The organism is Ensifer sp. (genome assembly GCF_031989085.1).
In the GTDB taxonomy this organism is placed as follows: Bacteria; Pseudomonadota; Alphaproteobacteria; order Rhizobiales; family Rhizobiaceae; genus Ensifer.
The window spans coordinates 1-15,043 of the sequence record NZ_DALZXU010000001.1; the positions used below are offsets into that span (position 1 = coordinate 1).

Sequence of the window (15,043 nt, forward strand, 5' to 3'; positions counted from 1 at the left end):
AAATACATACCTAAAAGCCCGCTGGACAATAACGTCCGCGGGCTTTTTGGCGTTTCGGGCTTCACGCAATGACATGATGATCAGCGAACCGCTATTCGGTCCGCCGGGCATACGCGCCGCACACGTGTGCCGTCCCTAGAGCCGTCGGCCCTGCCCAGGACGAAAAACCGCGCCGGATGGTGCAATTCGCTCTTGCAGCTCTAGTCGCTAGAGGTCGTAGCCTCCTTTCACGTTATGCAAGGAGCAGGTCATGGCAGGCAATATTCGTGAAAACCGCTATCGGGTCGAAGGCATGGATTGTGCGTCCTGCGCTTCGAAGATCGACACCGCCGTTCGGCGCATGCCAGGCGTCGAGGATGTCTCGGTTTCCGTGGCCGCCGGCACGATGTCGGTGAAACACGCCGATGAGGATGACCTTGCGGCAAACATCGTCAGCAAGGTCGGAAAGCTCGGTTACCGGCTGCATCCAATCGCCGCCCACCAGAAGCCGCCGGTTGCGCCCGTTCATGTTTGCTCGGGCGATCACGATCATTCCCATTCCCATTCCCATTCCCATTCCCATTCCCACGACCACGACCACGACCACGACCATCACCACCACGACCATGCGCATGATCACGCCGCACATACGCATGCCGGCCACGAGCACGCCGCCGGCAATGCAGCGCGCCCGGCATCGTCGGCGCCGATCAACGTCCATGGCCACGATCATGGCCCGACCAACGGTCCGTGGTGGCGCTCCGGCAAGGGCCGGCTGACGATCGCTTGTGCGCTGGCGCTTGGCGTCGCCTACGGCCTCGGCCATCTCGTACCGGCCACTGAGCCCTGGATCTTTACGCTCGCCATGCTCGTCGGCCTGTTGCCGATCGCCCGGCGCGCCTTTGCCGCCGCGACCTCCGGCACGCCGTTTTCGATCGAGATGCTGATGACGATCGCGGCCGTAGGCGCGGTCTTCATCGGCGCCACGGAAGAGGCGGCGATCGTCGTCCTGCTCTTCCTCGTCGGTGAGCTGCTGGAAGGCGTCGCTGCCGGCAAGGCGCGGGCGAGCATCCAGGCGCTGACGGCGCTGGTGCCGAAGTCGGCCTATCTCGAACGCAATGGCCGGATGGATGAAGTGCCGGCCGATAGCCTCGAAGTCGGTGCGATCATCCTGGTGCGTCCGGGCGACCGTGTTCCCGCCGATGGCATCATTCTGTCGGGCGAAAGCGCCGTCGACGAGGCGCCGGTCACCGGCGAAAGCACGCCGGTGCACAAGGCCGCGGACGATCAGCTCGTCGCCGGGACGGTCAACGGCGACGGCGCGCTGCGCGTGCGCGTCACGGCGGCCGCCTCGGACAACACCATCGCCCGCATCGTCAGGCTGGTGGAGGAGGCGCAGGAAAGCAAGGCGCCGACCGAACGCTTCATCGATCGGTTTTCGCGTTACTACACCCCGGCGGTTGTCGTCGTCGCGGCGCTTGTCGCGATCCTGCCGCCGCTGCTGGGCGGCGGCGACTGGAATGAGTGGATCTATAAGGGCCTCGCGATCCTGTTGATCGGTTGCCCATGCGCGCTCGTCATCTCGACACCGGCCGCCATCGCCGCCAGCCTCTCGGCCGGTGCACGCCGCGGCCTGCTTCTGAAGGGCGGCGCCGTGCTTGAGAACGTCGGCAAGATCACTGCCGCCGCCTTCGACAAGACCGGCACGCTGACGGAAGGCAAGCCGCGGGTGACCGATATCGTCGGCTTTGTTCGCGCCGAGAACGAGGTGCTGGGCTTGGCTGCAGCGCTCGAGCAGGGATCGAGCCATCCGCTGGCGCGTGCGATCCTGCAACGGGCGGACGAACTGACATTGCAGGTTCCGGCCATCACGACGGTCAAGGCCATCGGCGGCAAGGGCCTGGAGGGTATTGTCGGCACAACAGAGGTTTTCCTGGGATCTCCCCAGGCGGCCAACAGCCGCGTGGCGATGTCACCCGAGCAGGCAGCGCGTGTTTCGGCGCTCAACGACGAGGGCAAGACGGTATCGGTGCTGATCGCCGACAACGAGATCGTCGGCGCCATCGCCATGCGCGACGAGCCGCGCCCGGATGCTGCAGCCGGCGTCAAGGCGCTGACCGATGCCGGAATTCGCGTGGTCATGCTCACTGGCGACAACCGCCGCACGGCCGAGGCGATCGGACGCCAGTTCGGCATGGAGGTGCGCGCCGAACTGCTGCCCGAGGACAAGCAGCGCATCGTCGGCGAACTGAAGAGCGCCGGCTTCAACGTCGCCAAGATCGGAGACGGCATCAACGATGCGCCGGCGTTGGCCGCGGCCGATGTCGGCATCGCCATGGGCGGCGGAACGGATGTGGCATTGGAGACGGCCGACGCGGCGGTGTTGCACGGTCGGGTCGGCGACGTCGCCGCGATGGTCACGCTTTCCCGCTCTACAATGCGAAACATTTTCCAGAATATCGCTATTGCGCTTGGTCTGAAGGCCGTTTTCCTCGTCACCACCATCGTCGGGATCACTGGCCTCTGGCCGGCAATCCTTGCCGATACCGGCGCGACCGTGCTCGTGACCATCAATGCGCTGCGGTTGCTGCGGCCGGTCAAGGCTGCCTGAAGCAGGCGCTTGCAACGGAACCGGCGGCATGGATTGCCGCCGTTTTTTTGTGGCCGATTGGCCCGATCAGCCTGTGTATATTCGCGCTGGACTCTCATCAGCGATCCGGTGAGAGTATAAGGAGATCTCGTTTTGAGGGCTTCCGCGCCGGCAAATCGATGATAAACCTATACCAAATGGTAAAAAAATCGCCGGCACGGTTTCTGGGAAGAAGACCGAAGCGGGCCAGTTTGGGGATCGCAAGGCCAATATGGACAGTATTGCCATCGAACTGCGTGGGATCGACAAGAGTTTCGGTCCGGTTCACGCCAACAAAAACATCAATCTGAAAGTCCGCAAGGGTACGATCCACGGCGTCATCGGTGAAAACGGTGCAGGAAAATCGACCCTGATGTCGATCCTGTACGGCTTTTATCAAGCCGACAGCGGCGAGATCCACGTCGATGGCAAGCAGGTCACGATCCGCGACCCGAATGCGGCGATCGCAGCCGGCATCGGCATGGTGCATCAGCATTTCATGCTGGTCGAGAACTTCACCGTGCTCGAAAACATCATGCTCGGCGCGGAAGAAAGCCAGATCCTCAACAAGGGCATTGCCAAGGCGCGCGAGGAGCTGAAGCGGCTCGAGCGCGAATATGCGCTGGAGGTCAATCCGGACGCAATTATCGAGGAACTGCCCGTCGGCCTGCAGCAGCGCGTCGAGATCCTCAAGGCGCTTTATCGCCGGGCTGACATCCTGATCCTCGACGAGCCCACCGGCGTGTTGACGCCGGCCGAGGCCGATCACCTCTTCCGCGTTCTCGAGCAGTTGAAGAGCCAGGGCAAGACCATCATTCTCATCACCCACAAGCTCAGGGAAATCATGGCGATCACCGACGAGGTTTCGGTGATGCGGCGCGGCGAGATGGTGGCGACGCGCAAGACGGCGGAAACCTCGGTCGAGGAACTCGCCGAACTGATGGTTGGCCGCCGCGTGCTGCTGCGCGTGGAAAAGGGCGCGGCCAATCCCGGTGACGTCAAGCTGTCCGTCAAGGGCCTGACCGTCAAGGACGGCCGCGGCGTCACCATGGTCGACAACGTTTCCTTCGACCTCAGGGCTGGCGAGATCGTCGGCATTGCCGGCGTCGCGGGCAACGGACAGTCGGAGCTGCTGGAGGCGATTTCCGGTATTCGCCGTGCGGTTTCCGGCGACGTCCAGCTGAACGGTCAGCCGGTCAACGTCACCGGCCATGTCGATCCCAAGGACCTGCGCGACCGTGGTCTCGCGCATGTGCCGGAAGACCGGCACCATGTCGGCCTGGTGCTGAAATTCGAGGAATGCGAAAACGCCATCCTCGGCTATCACCACGACAAGCGCTACCTCAACGGCGTGTTTCTCAACGTCGATGCCATCCGCAAGGACGCCGAGCAGAGGATCGCCGAATACGACATCCGGCCGCCGAACGCCCGGCTGAAAACCGCGAATTTCTCCGGCGGCAACCAGCAGAAGATCGTTCTCGCCCGCGAAATGGAGCGGGGACCGGACGTGCTGATCATCGGCCAGCCCACCCGCGGCGTCGACGTCGGCGCCATCGAATTCATCCACAAACGGATCATCGAGATGCGCGACCAGGGCAAGGCTGTCCTGCTTGTTTCCGTCGAACTCGATGAAATCCGCGCCCTGTCGGACCGTATCCTGGTGATGTTTGCCGGCCGTGTGGTCGGCGAGCGCGATCCTGACGCGACCGAGGGCGAGCTGGGCCTGTTGATGGCCGGCGTCGAAGGCCGCAAGGAGGCCGCAGAATGAGCAATCCCTATGCAAAGCTTCCGGGTTGGGTCGAATACGGCCTCATCCCGCTGGTCAATCTCGCCGTCGCCTTCCTCGTTGCCGGCCTCGTGGTGCTGCTCGTCGGCGAAAATCCGTTCGAGGCGGCCTATCACCTGATCAACGGTGCCTTCGGCCGCGGCGAATATATCGGCTTCACGCTCTATTACGCCACCACCTTCATCTTCACCGGCCTTGCGGTCGCGGTCGCCTTCCACGCCGGGCTTTTCAACATCGGCGGCGAAGGCCAGGCCTATGTCGGTGGCATCGGCGTTGCGCTCGCCTGCCTCTGGCTCGACCAGACGATGCCGTGGTTCGTGGTCTTCCCGCTTGCGATCATCGGTTCGGCGCTGTTCGGCGCGGCCTGGGCGTTCCTGCCGGGCTGGCTGCAGGCCAAGCGCGGCAGCCACATCGTCATCACCACCATCATGTTCAACTTTATCGCCTCGAGCCTGATGGTCTATCTCCTGACCCGGGTGCTGAAGCCGCTCGGCTCGATGTCGCCGCAGACGCGTACCTTCGCCGAGGGCGGCCAACTGCCCAAGCTCGATTGGCTGCTGTCGATCTTCGGACTTGAAATCGGAACGGCGCCGTTCAACGTGTCGTTCCTGCTGGCGCTGGTTGCCGCCTTCGGCGTCTGGCTTTTGATCTGGCGCACCAAGCTCGGCTACGAAATGCGCACCATGGGCCATAGCCCTTCGGCAGCGCGTTATGCCGGCATGAGCGAGAGCCGCATCACCGTCGTCACCATGATGATATCGGGGGCGCTTGCCGGCATGATGGCGCTCAACCCGATCATGGGCGAGCAGGGCCGGATGCAGCTGGATTTCGTCCAGGGTGCAGGTTTCGTCGGCATCGCGGTTGCCCTCATGGGCCGCTCGCATCCCGCCGGCATCATCCCTGCGGCCGTTCTCTTCGGTGTGCTCTACCAGGGCGGCGCCGAGATCTCGTTCGAAATGCCTTCGATCTCGCGCGACATGATCGTCATCATCCAGGGTCTCGTCATCCTGTTTGCCGGCGCTCTTGAAAATATGTTCCGGCCGGCCATCACCCGGTTGTTTTCCACATCCAGCCGGCGCGCCGCGGTCGTTGCCCAGACCAAGGGAGCTTGAGCCATGGATTTCTTCCACGTCATCGTGGTGCTCCTCGAGTCCACCATCCGCGTTTCCGTTCCGCTGATCTTCGCAGCCCTCGCCGGTCTTTTCACCGAGCGTGCCGGCATTTTCGATATCGGCCTTGAAGGCAAGATGCTGGGCGCGGCCTTTGCGGCCGGCGCGGTCGCGGCGATCACCCAGTCGGTCTGGCTCGGGCTGCTCGCCGGCGTCCTCATCTCTGTGTGCCTGTCACTGGTTCACGGCTATGCGTCGATTACACAGCGCGGCAACCAGATCGTCTCGGGCGTTGCCATCAACTTCATCGTCGCCGGTTCCACCGTCATTCTTGGCGAAGCCTGGTTCCGCCAGGGCGGACGCACGCCGGCGCTCGCCGAAGGTGCGCGCTTCCAGACGATCACGTTCCCCTTCGCAGACAAGATCCGCGAGATACCCTTCATCGGGCCGATCTACGCGGACTTGCTGTCTGGCCATTTCATCCTGACCTATCTCGCCTTCGCCATGGTGCCGATCAGCTGGTGGATCCTCTATCGGACCCGCTTCGGCCTCCGGCTGCGTGCCGTCGGTGAAAATCCGGGTGCGGTCGATACCGCCGGCATTTCGGTGATCTGGATGCGGTATCGCGCCGTCATCTGCTGTGGCATCCTGTGTGGCTTTGCCGGCGCATACCTGTCGCTGGCAATGACCGCCGGTTTCGTCAAGGGCATGACGGCCGGCAAGGGCTATATCGCTCTTGCAGCGCTGATCTTCGCCAAGTGGCGCCCGTTCAACATCATGCTGGCGTGCCTGCTCTTCGGTTTCCTCGACGCCTTCGCGATCCGCCTGCAGGGCAACCCCCTGCCGCTGATCGGCCAAGTGCCGGTGCAGCTGATGCAGGCGCTGCCCTACATTCTCACCGTCATCTTGCTTGCCGGCTTCATCGGCAAGGCCATCCCGCCAAAGGCCGGCGGCGTCCCCTATGTGAAGGAGCGGTAGGACCATGGAAAACGAGCTCTTCGAGGCCGCGCGCGAGGCGATGGCCAAGGCGCATGCGCCCTATTCCAAGTTTCCCGTAGGCGCTGCCATCCGTGCGGAAGACGGCCAGATCTACACTGGCGCCAACATCGAGAACCTGTCCTTCCCGGAGGGATGGTGTGCCGAGACGACGGCGATCAGCCACATGGTCATGGCCGGCCAGCGCAAGATCCTGGAAGTGGCCGTGATCGCTGAAAAGCTGGCGCTCTGCCCGCCCTGTGGCGGGTGCCGGCAACGGCTTGCCGAGTTCTCGGGCGCCAGCACCCGTATCTTTCTCTGCGACGAGACCGGTGTGAAGAAGACGCTGGCACTGTCGGATCTGCTGCCGCACAGCTTCGAAACCGAGATCCTCGGATGAACAGCGCTGCTGCATTCCTGCTAGCCAGGCTTGGCGGCCTGTCGCCGCGCTATGGCATTGTACTCGGTTCAGGCCTTGGCACGCTGGTCGAAGCGGTCTCCAGCCCTATACGCATTTCCTATGCCGACATCCCGGGCTTTCCCGTCAGCAGCGTTTCCGGCCACGCCGGCGAGCTTGTCGCCGGCTTTCTCGGCGATGTCCCGGTGGTGATGCTGTCCGGCCGTGTGCATTATTACGAGAGCGGCGACGCCAATGCCATGCGCGTGCCGCTCGAGACGCTGAGGGATCTCGGCATCGGAAATCTGGTGCTCACCAATTCCGCGGGCTCGCTCAAGGATGAGCTGCCGCCGGGATCGGTGATGCGGATTTCGGACCATATCAATTTTTCCGGCTTCAATCCGCTGATCGGCGTCGAGAGCGACGATCGGTTCGTCGGCATGACCAGTGCCTATGACCCCGCGCTTGGCGACCGCATGCAGGCTGCCGCCGAGCGGCTTGGCATTCCCCTGCAAGCTGGCGTTTACATGTGGTTTTCGGGCCCGAGCTTCGAGACGCCGGCGGAAATTCGCATGGCGCGCGTTCTCGGGGCCGATGCGGTCGGCATGTCCACTGTGCCGGAGGTCATCCTCGCGCGCTTCATGGGGCTCAAGGTTGCGGCTGCCTCGGTGATCACCAACTTCGGCGCGGGCATGACCGGCGGCGAACTCAGCCACCATGAGACGAAGGACATGGCGCCTGTCGGCGGCAAGCGGCTCGCCGCCATTCTCAAGGAAATGATCTCCACCGACACGGCGGCCGGCTGACCATGCTTCCGCAGGAGATCATCCGTCGCAAGCGAAACGGCGAGCGCCTCGAAGCATCGGATATCGCAAGCTTCGTGCGCGGCCTTTCCGAAGGCTCGATTTCGGAGGGCCAGGTCGCCGCCTTCGCCATGGCCGTGTGGTTTTCGGGCATGAGCCGCGACGAAACGGTGGCGCTGACCCTGGCGATGCGTGATTCCGGCGAAACCCTCGATTGGAGTGCCGTCGGCCGACCGATCGTCGACAAGCACTCGACCGGCGGCGTCGGTGACAACGTCTCGCTGATGCTTGCGCCGATCGTGGCAGCATGCGGGCTGGCCGTGCCGATGATATCGGGACGAGGGCTCGGCCACACCGGTGGCACGCTGGACAAGCTCGAATCCATACCCGGCTATGATATCCAGCCGTCGGCGGCGCTTTTCAGGAAGACCGTTGACGAGGTCGGATGCGCCATCATCGGCCAGACGGCCAATCTGGCGCCGGCCGACAAGCGGCTCTATGCCATTCGTGACGTGACCGCGACGGTCGATTCCGTTCCGCTGATTACCGCGTCCATACTTTCAAAGAAGCTTGCCGCCGGCTTGCAGTCGCTGGTGCTCGACGTCAAGGTTGGCAATGGCTCTTTCATGAGCGACAGCGCAGAGGCCGAGATCCTGGCCCGGTCCCTCGTCGATGTCGCCAATGGCGCTGGCGTGCGCACGTCGGCGCTGCTGACGGACATGAACGAACCTTTGGCCGATGCTGCCGGCAACGCGCTTGAAATCTGGAACTGCATCGCCTTTCTCAAGGGCGAGAAGCATGGCACCCGCCTCGAAACCGTGGTGATGGCCTTTGCCGCCGAAATGCTCGTTGCGGCGGGTGTCGTGCCGGATCCGGCCTCCGGCGAAGCACTTGCTCGAGCGGTGCTTGAAAATGGCGCGGCCCTCGAGAGGTTTGCCCGGATGGTGCATGCGCTCGGTGGTGCGGCGGATTTCGTCGATCGGCCGGGGCAATATCTTTCGGCTGCACCCGTCATCCTGCCTGTCACAGCCGAAAGGCACGGCTATCTGCACTCCTGCCGAACCCGTGATCTTGGCATGGCGGTCATCGGGCTTGGCGGTGGACGGACGCACCCGAACGACGAGATCGACCACCGTGTCGGCTTCTCCGCGCTGAAACCGTTGGGGACGCGGATCGAAAAGGGGGAGCCGATTGCGTTCGTGCATGCGGCTGACGAGAGCGCGGCCGAACGGGCGCGCCAGGAGCTCCTGGCGCTCTATGAGATCGCCGATGTTCAGCCGGAGGCGGTCTCGCCGATCCTTTCCAGGATCATCTGACGAGGTGCATCGCACCATCTTCGACGCGGTAGGACGATAGGCGGCGCAGGAAGCTCATGCCGACGAGCATCCCCGAAAGCGATTTGTCGGGCAGCACCAAGGCGTCAACGTCGCGCAGGGAAATGCCGCCGATCTCGACCCTGTTCAGCTTCGCCCGTGCTGCTTCGACCTCGCCATTGGCAGTTCCGACGCGAACGTCGAATGAGAGTGTTCCCGTTGAAAGGCCGAGCCGGCGTGCCGTCGAGACATTGATCGCAATGGTGCTTGCACCGGTGTCGACGAGGCCGCTCTGCGTGCGGCCATTGATGCGGAAATCGCCGAAGAAATGGCCGGACCGGTCGGCCTGAAGCACGATGGTTCTTCCAGAGGCATACTTTGCCGTTGACGCCGGAGTGGAGCGGTTTGCTGCCGCCTTGCCCGTATCGGGCGCGTCAGGGCGTGAAAGATAGGAGCTGGCAAGGTCGGGGACGACCAGCGCCGCAACGGCGATGCCGCCGGCAAATGTCAGCAAACGTCCGAACATGGCCTTGGTCCTCCACACCGGGCTGCGAACACGCGCGCCGATCCAGGGCAGTAGAACAGGCAAGGGCTAACACCACACAAAAAAACCGCCGGATGGCCGGCGGTTCAGGGTCAAATTCGCGTGCTGGTTAAGAAACGGAAAATCACTTCGTTCCGTACATGCGGTCGCCGGCATCGCCGAGCCCAGGCATGATGTAGCCAAGCTCGTTCAGGTGGCTGTCGATCGACGCGGTGAAGATCGGGACATCCGGATGGGCGGCCTGGAAGTTGCGGATGCCTTCAGGAGCCGCCAGCAGGCAGAGGAAGCGCAGGTTCTTGGCGCCGCGTTCCTTCAGCTTGTCGATCGCCGCGATAGAGGAGTTGCCGGTGGCAAGCATCGGATCCACGACGATGATCAGCCGCTCGGAGAGGCTTTCCGGCGCCTTGAAGAAATACTCCACCGCTTCCAATGTGTCGTGGTCGCGATAGACCCCGATGTGGGAAACGCGTGCGGAAGGCACGAGTTCGAGCATGCCTTCAAGCAGACCGTTGCCGGCGCGCAGGATCGAGGCGAAGACAAGCTTCTTGCCTTCGAGCACCGGCGCGTCGATCTCCTGCATCGGGGTCTCGATGCGCTCCATCGTCAGTTCCAGATCGCGCGTCACCTCGTAGCAGAGCAGCGTCGAGATTTCCCGAAGCAGCCGCCGAAAACCGGCGGTGGAGGTTTCCTTCTTGCGCATGATGGTCAGCTTGTGTTGCACAAGCGGATGATCGATCACTGTTACGCCGTCCATGGCTACCTTCCCGGAAGTTTCTGTATTCGCCCTTTTTCCATGGATTGCTCCGCGGCCGCAAGGGCATTGGGCGGCTCGTTGTGGTCATCCCCAGCCGTGCCGTTCGCGCGGACAGGCGCAGGCACCGGTCAGAGGCGTGAAATCAGGGCCCGACGTGTCGCCTCGTCGACGAACGCCGCCTCGATCGCCGTCCTGGTCATGCCGTTGATGTCGTCTTCTTCAAAGCCCATCACCGACGAAGCGATGTCGTATTCCTGGGCAAGGGAGGTGTGGAAGAATGGCGGATCGTCGGAATTGAGCGTCACCCGAACGCCGGCCTGGTGGAGAGCCCGCAATGGGTGGGCGGCGAAGTCCGGGAACACTTGCAGCGAGATGTTGGATCCGGGGCAGACCTCCAAAACGACACCCTCGTCGGCGAGCCGCTTGACGAGATCCGCATCCTCGATCGCCCGCACGCCGTGGCTGATGCGCGACGGTCTCACATGGTCGAGCGCATCGCGCACGCTGAAGGCGCCCGAAAGCTCGCCTGCATGGATCGTCAGACCCAGGCCGGCATCGCGCACGATATCGAAGGCCCGGGCAAAGTCGGCGACCCGGTGCATGCGCTCTTCGCCTGCCAGATTGAAGCCGGTCACCAGTGCGTGCTCTCTCCTGGCGGCAAATTCTGCTGTCTTGATAACGGATTCCGGCCCGAGGTGGCGGATGCCGGTGATCAGCATGCGCGCTTCGATCCCGGTCTTTGCCCTGGCAGCGACAATGCCGGCGGCCAGGCCCTCGAGATAGGCGTCGGCGCCCAGCCCGATGGTGTTGCCATGATCCGGCGAAACGATGATTTCGCTGTAGATCGTGCCGGCCTCCGCCAGTTCCGTCAGGTAGGTTTCGGCAAGAAGCGCGTAGTCTTCCTGGGTGCGAAACAGCGAGGCGACGCTGTCGTAGCATTTGACGAAACTGGTAAAATCCGTCCAGACATAGGCGCGGTCGGCGATGATGTCGCTGGTGTCGAGCCCATATTTCTGCGCCTGCCGCAGCGCGAGTTCAGGGGGCGTCGCGCCCTCGATGTGGCAGTGCAGTTCCGCTTTCTTCAGATGTGCGGTCAAATGAGGCTTCTCCCGTGTAGGCCCGGTGCGATACCGAGATGTCTGGCGACCGTTTCGCCGATATGCGCAAAGGTATCGGCAATCCCGAGCGAGCGGCTGCGCACGGCCGGGCCGAACATCAGCACCGGCACGCGCTCGCGCGTGTGGTCGGTTCCGCGCCAGGTCGGATCGCAGCCGTGGTCGGCGGTCAAAATGACGATGTCGCCCTGCTTCAGCCGGCGGTCGAGATCGGGCAGGCGCGCGTCGAAGGCTTCGAGCGCTGCGGCATAGCCGGCGACATCGCGGCGGTGACCGAAAAGCATGTCGAAATCGACGAAGTTGGTGAAGACCAGGTCGCCGTCCTCGGCCTCGTCTATGGCCGCAAGGCTTGCATCGAACAGCGCCATGTTGCCGTCGGCCTTGGTCAGCTTGGTCACGCCCTGGTGGGCGAAGATATCGCCGATCTTGCCGATCGCATGCACCGTGCGTCCGGCCTGCGCCAGCCGGTCGAGAACCGTCGGTTCCGGCGGCAGGACCGAGTAGTCGCGCCGGTTGCCGGTTCGCGTGAAGGTCTGTGCGTTGTGGCCGATGAAGGGGCGGGCGATGACGCGGCCGATATTGTAGTCGTCGACGAGGCGCCGGACGATCTGGCAGAATTCCAGCAGGCGCTCCAGTCCGAAAGTATGCTCATGGGCTGCGATCTGAAAGACGCTGTCCGAAGAGGTGTAGCAGATCGGCTTTCCCGTGCGCATATGCTCTTCGCCGAGCCGGGCGATGATGTCGGTGCCGGAGGCGTGGCAATTGCCCAGAATGCCGTGGACATTGCCCTCGCGGCAGATCGCCTCCACCAGCTCGGGCGGAAACGCATCGCCCTCGGCGGTGAAATAGCCCCAGTCGAACATGACGGGCGTTCCCGCAATCTCCCAGTGGCCCGACGGTGTATCCTTGCCGCGCGACACTTCGCTGGCCGCACCATAGGCGCCGTAGACCCGGCCCGGGACCGGCATGCCTGCGGGTGTGCGGCCGGTGGCCAGCTTGGCCGCGTGCACCAGGCCGAGGGCAGACATGTTGGGAAGATTGAGCGGTCCCTCGCGCAGGCCAGGACGGTCAGCCGCCCCGTTTGCGCAGAATTCGGCGATGTGGCCCAGCGTGTCGGCGCCGAGGTCGCCATAGGTCTCGGCATCAGGTGCACCGCCAATGCCGAAGGAATCAAGGACGAAGAGAAAAGCGCGCGCCATGAACGTTCCGATAGGCCGAAGCGCATGGGCAGAGCCTCACGGTTCGGTGCTGCAACAGGCGCGCAGGCGTATCCCCGAGCGCAATCCCGAAGGAATAGCGCTGGTGGCCCCGCATTGCAATTGGGTCGGCAGGGCTCAGATCAGCAGTTCGTGCAGCTGATCGTTTCGGCCTGACGCGAGCGGAAATACGCCGTCTTGGCGAGGTTGATTTTGGTGATCGATTTCGACGCGAGGTTCGGAGCAAACAACAAAAGCTCATGCGGAACGATCAGCTCCGTGCGGATGACGAAGGCGCCCTTTGTCGCAAATTGCGCCGGCAGGTTCACGATGCTGTTGACCGCGTAGGGCGTTGCGCCATTTTGGTCGCGGGACCAGATCACGGTGCCCTTGTTTGTGTTGTCGACCTTGATACCGCTGATCTTGAGCGTGAAATCGGAGCCCTTGTAGGGTGCCAGCATCGTCTGGGCGACATTCTTCATGTTGCCGAGATAGGTCTTGTCGACCGTCGATTGCTGGGCGACCAGATCGGCGACCGTGCTTGATGCCCTGGCGACCTTTCCCGATACGGTGAACCCCAGGGAAATCTCGAAGGCTCCGATATAGGCCATGATCAGAATGGGTGTGACGATGGCGAATTCGACGGCGCCGACCCCCTTCTTGTCCCTGGCCAGCGACGAAAAGAGCGATCCGAGGCGGGGAGCGGTCAAGCGCATGGCTTTCGTTAGCGTTTTCACCTTGCCCTCACTCGCTCTCGGTTCGGAATATGGCGGTCGAAACCATCAGGTAGTCTTTCGGCATGCTAGTGCCGGCCGGGCGCAGATTGGTGATGAACGGTCTGACGAGATCCGTGATGACGCTCCACCTGTAAAAGGCGCGCATCATGTTGGTTGTTCCGGGTCCTCCCGGGGCGAACTTGAAGTCGGCCACACTGACGTCGGACGAGTTCGAGGTTGTCGTGCGGGGGACAGCATCGGGAAATTTAGCGAGGTCCGTAACGGGGCGAACGTCGATGTAGAGCTTGTTGGGCAGTGTCGTCTCGGTCGCCGAACATGTCATCATGACAGAGATTTCGTCGCAGAAGGCCTGCCTGAACTGTTCATTGCTCTTGTAGCCCGGCTTTCCGACCTGGAACGTGATTTCGCCGGTGCGGATCTTTCGCGCCATCGTGTCGGTCGCGCTCATGAGCAACTGCTCGCCGGTGAAGGCGATGAACGTCTCGATCGACGCAAACAGAACCATCATGAAAGGGATTGCGAGAATGGTGAATTCAATCGCGGCCGCACCTTCGCGATTACGAAAAAGGCGACGAAATATTCCGTCACGGCAAACTGACGTTTGCTTCGGCTGCGGTGTTTCCTGCTCGATCGTCATACCGTCGTTCCATCATGTCACGCCTGTCGGACGGCACAGTGATGGGCAAGCGTTGATATTTCGTATGCGTCAATTTCAAGCATTTTAGCGATCTGCAAAAATCGCAGCGGCAGAATCAGTTGGTCGCGCCCGTTGCTTTTCGCTCCGCGTGCCGTTCGCAATTGGGGGTGCAGGACAGGACCGTTCGCGATGTCTGCTTGTAAACACGCACCGTGTTGCCCTCGTCGATGGTGACGAGAATGCGCTCGTCGACAATCGCGTTGCCGTCTTGATCCAGGATGACAAGGTTGGTCGTGCCGAAATTGCGCCCGGTAACGACGATGGTGCGCGCGTCCGCGACGGTTGCGTCTGCGACCTCTGCATTGCCGATGATGACCTTGCTCACGGGGCGGTCGAGTTTCAAAACACGTGCGTGATCCATGTAGACGCGCATCGTGTCTTCGGCGGCATGGGCGCTGCCGGCCGACGCAAGCGCAAGCTGGCCGGCGATCGCGACTGCAAGTATGGCGGCTCGGCTGCCGGCGAGGGGCAAGGTCATCGTTTTTCCTTGAAATGACGTTCGACCCATCCTCGCCGTTCTTGGTGAATGAAGCGTTAAGTGGCGAAGATCGACTTTCAAGGCCACTCGGCGATCACCGGATTTGCCGTTCGTTTACCCAAAAATCAGCGATGCGACGTTCATCATTTGGTAACTGCTTTCCTTAAGCCAGTAGCAATCCGACGGGCCTAGGGTGAGTGCATCCGATCAACGGCAACAGTTGGCGGACGTGCTGAACAACAAACGTGAAGTTAGGAGAATCATCATGAAGAAGATTTTTGCCCGTCTGATCAAGGACGAGTCCGGCGCAACCGCCATCGAATACGGCCTGATCGCAGCTCTCATCTCCGTTGCCCTCATCGGCGGCGCAACGACGCTCGGCACCAAGTTGAGCAACCAGTTCACCAACCTTGGCTCGTACATGAATGTTGCGAAGTCTCCGTGATCTTTGCATCGTTTTCTGAGCGCAGGGCGACATAACGCCCGCAATCAGCTTAAAGTGCGAGGCCGCCCTTCCGTGGGGCGGCCTTA

At 62.5% G+C, this 15,043-nt stretch carries 15 protein-coding genes; 8 read left to right on the top strand and 7 right to left on the bottom strand.

Annotated elements, in window-relative coordinates; genetic code table 11:
- The first annotated feature begins 250 nt into the window (after positions 1-250).
- The 7 genes from RTP54_RS00005 to deoA all read left to right on the top strand — a co-directional run bounded on the left by RTP54_RS00005 (position 251) and on the right by deoA (position 8,994).
- Positions 251-2,590 (top strand): heavy metal translocating P-type ATPase, encoded by a 2,340-nt coding sequence (locus RTP54_RS00005; RefSeq protein ID WP_312359814.1) that lies wholly within the window; start codon positions 251-253, stop codon positions 2,588-2,590.
- A 250-nt stretch (positions 2,591-2,840) separates the two neighbouring features.
- Positions 2,841-4,376, top strand: a complete 1,536-nt coding sequence (locus RTP54_RS00010; RefSeq protein WP_112809401.1) for an ABC transporter ATP-binding protein — start codon at positions 2,841-2,843, stop codon at positions 4,374-4,376.
- The gene (locus tag RTP54_RS00015; RefSeq protein WP_112809400.1) at positions 4,373-5,506 is read left to right on the top strand and encodes an ABC transporter permease; all 1,134 of its coding nucleotides are present in this window, start codon (positions 4,373-4,375) and stop codon (positions 5,504-5,506) included. The genes RTP54_RS00010 and RTP54_RS00015 overlap by 4 nt, the downstream gene beginning before the upstream one ends.
- A gap of 3 nt (positions 5,507-5,509) precedes the next feature.
- Positions 5,510-6,481, top strand: a complete 972-nt coding sequence (locus RTP54_RS00020) for an ABC transporter permease (protein WP_312359826.1) — start codon at positions 5,510-5,512, stop codon at positions 6,479-6,481.
- Between the two features lie 4 nt (positions 6,482-6,485).
- Entirely contained in the window at positions 6,486-6,878 is a 393-nt protein-coding gene (locus tag RTP54_RS00025; protein WP_112809398.1) for a cytidine deaminase, read from the top strand.
- Entirely contained in the window at positions 6,875-7,681 is an 807-nt protein-coding gene (locus tag RTP54_RS00030; RefSeq protein ID WP_312359829.1) for a purine-nucleoside phosphorylase, read from the top strand. Before RTP54_RS00025 ends, RTP54_RS00030 begins: the two co-directional genes overlap by 4 nt.
- On the top strand, positions 7,678-8,994 hold the full coding sequence (gene deoA, locus RTP54_RS00035) for a thymidine phosphorylase (RefSeq protein ID WP_312363107.1): 1,317 nt from the start codon (positions 7,678-7,680) through the stop codon (positions 8,992-8,994). Before RTP54_RS00030 ends, deoA begins: the two co-directional genes overlap by 4 nt.
- On the opposite strand, the gene RTP54_RS00040 is transcribed toward deoA, so the two are convergent.
- The 7 genes from RTP54_RS00040 to RTP54_RS00070 all read right to left on the bottom strand — a co-directional run bounded on the left by RTP54_RS00040 (position 8,987) and on the right by RTP54_RS00070 (position 14,512).
- Positions 8,987-9,517, bottom strand: coding sequence for a TIGR02281 family clan AA aspartic protease (locus RTP54_RS00040; RefSeq protein ID WP_112809395.1), 531 nt, complete (start codon positions 9,515-9,517; stop codon positions 8,987-8,989). The genes deoA and RTP54_RS00040 overlap by 8 nt on opposite strands.
- A gap of 142 nt (positions 9,518-9,659) precedes the next feature.
- Positions 9,660-10,289 carry a uracil phosphoribosyltransferase gene (gene upp, locus RTP54_RS00045; protein ID WP_077499538.1) on the bottom strand — a complete coding sequence of 210 codons (630 nt, stop codon included), beginning with the start codon at positions 10,287-10,289 and terminating at the stop codon, positions 9,660-9,662.
- 128 nt (positions 10,290-10,417) lie between these two features.
- A complete protein-coding gene (locus RTP54_RS00050) occupies positions 10,418-11,386 on the bottom strand; it encodes an adenosine deaminase (protein WP_312359837.1) in 969 nt (322 codons plus the stop codon).
- Complete coding sequence (locus RTP54_RS00055) at positions 11,383-12,603, bottom strand: phosphopentomutase (protein ID WP_312359839.1); 1,221 nt, start codon at positions 12,601-12,603, stop codon at positions 11,383-11,385. Before RTP54_RS00055 ends, RTP54_RS00050 begins: the two co-directional genes overlap by 4 nt.
- A gap of 140 nt (positions 12,604-12,743) precedes the next feature.
- Positions 12,744-13,316, bottom strand: coding sequence for a TadE/TadG family type IV pilus assembly protein (locus tag RTP54_RS00060; RefSeq protein WP_409517079.1), 573 nt, complete (start codon positions 13,314-13,316; stop codon positions 12,744-12,746).
- A gap of 28 nt (positions 13,317-13,344) precedes the next feature.
- A complete protein-coding gene (locus RTP54_RS00065) occupies positions 13,345-13,974 on the bottom strand; it encodes a TadE/TadG family type IV pilus assembly protein (protein WP_312359841.1) in 630 nt (209 codons plus the stop codon).
- Positions 13,975-14,089: 115 nt separating this feature from the next.
- Positions 14,090-14,512 carry a pilus assembly protein N-terminal domain-containing protein gene (locus RTP54_RS00070; RefSeq protein WP_312359843.1) on the bottom strand — a complete coding sequence of 141 codons (423 nt, stop codon included), beginning with the start codon at positions 14,510-14,512 and terminating at the stop codon, positions 14,090-14,092.
- 265 nt (positions 14,513-14,777) lie between these two features.
- On the opposite strand from RTP54_RS00070, the gene RTP54_RS00075 reads away from it, so the two are divergent.
- Entirely contained in the window at positions 14,778-14,957 is a 180-nt protein-coding gene (locus tag RTP54_RS00075; RefSeq protein ID WP_312359846.1) for a Flp family type IVb pilin, read from the top strand.
- Positions 14,958-15,043: the final 86 nt, after the last annotated feature.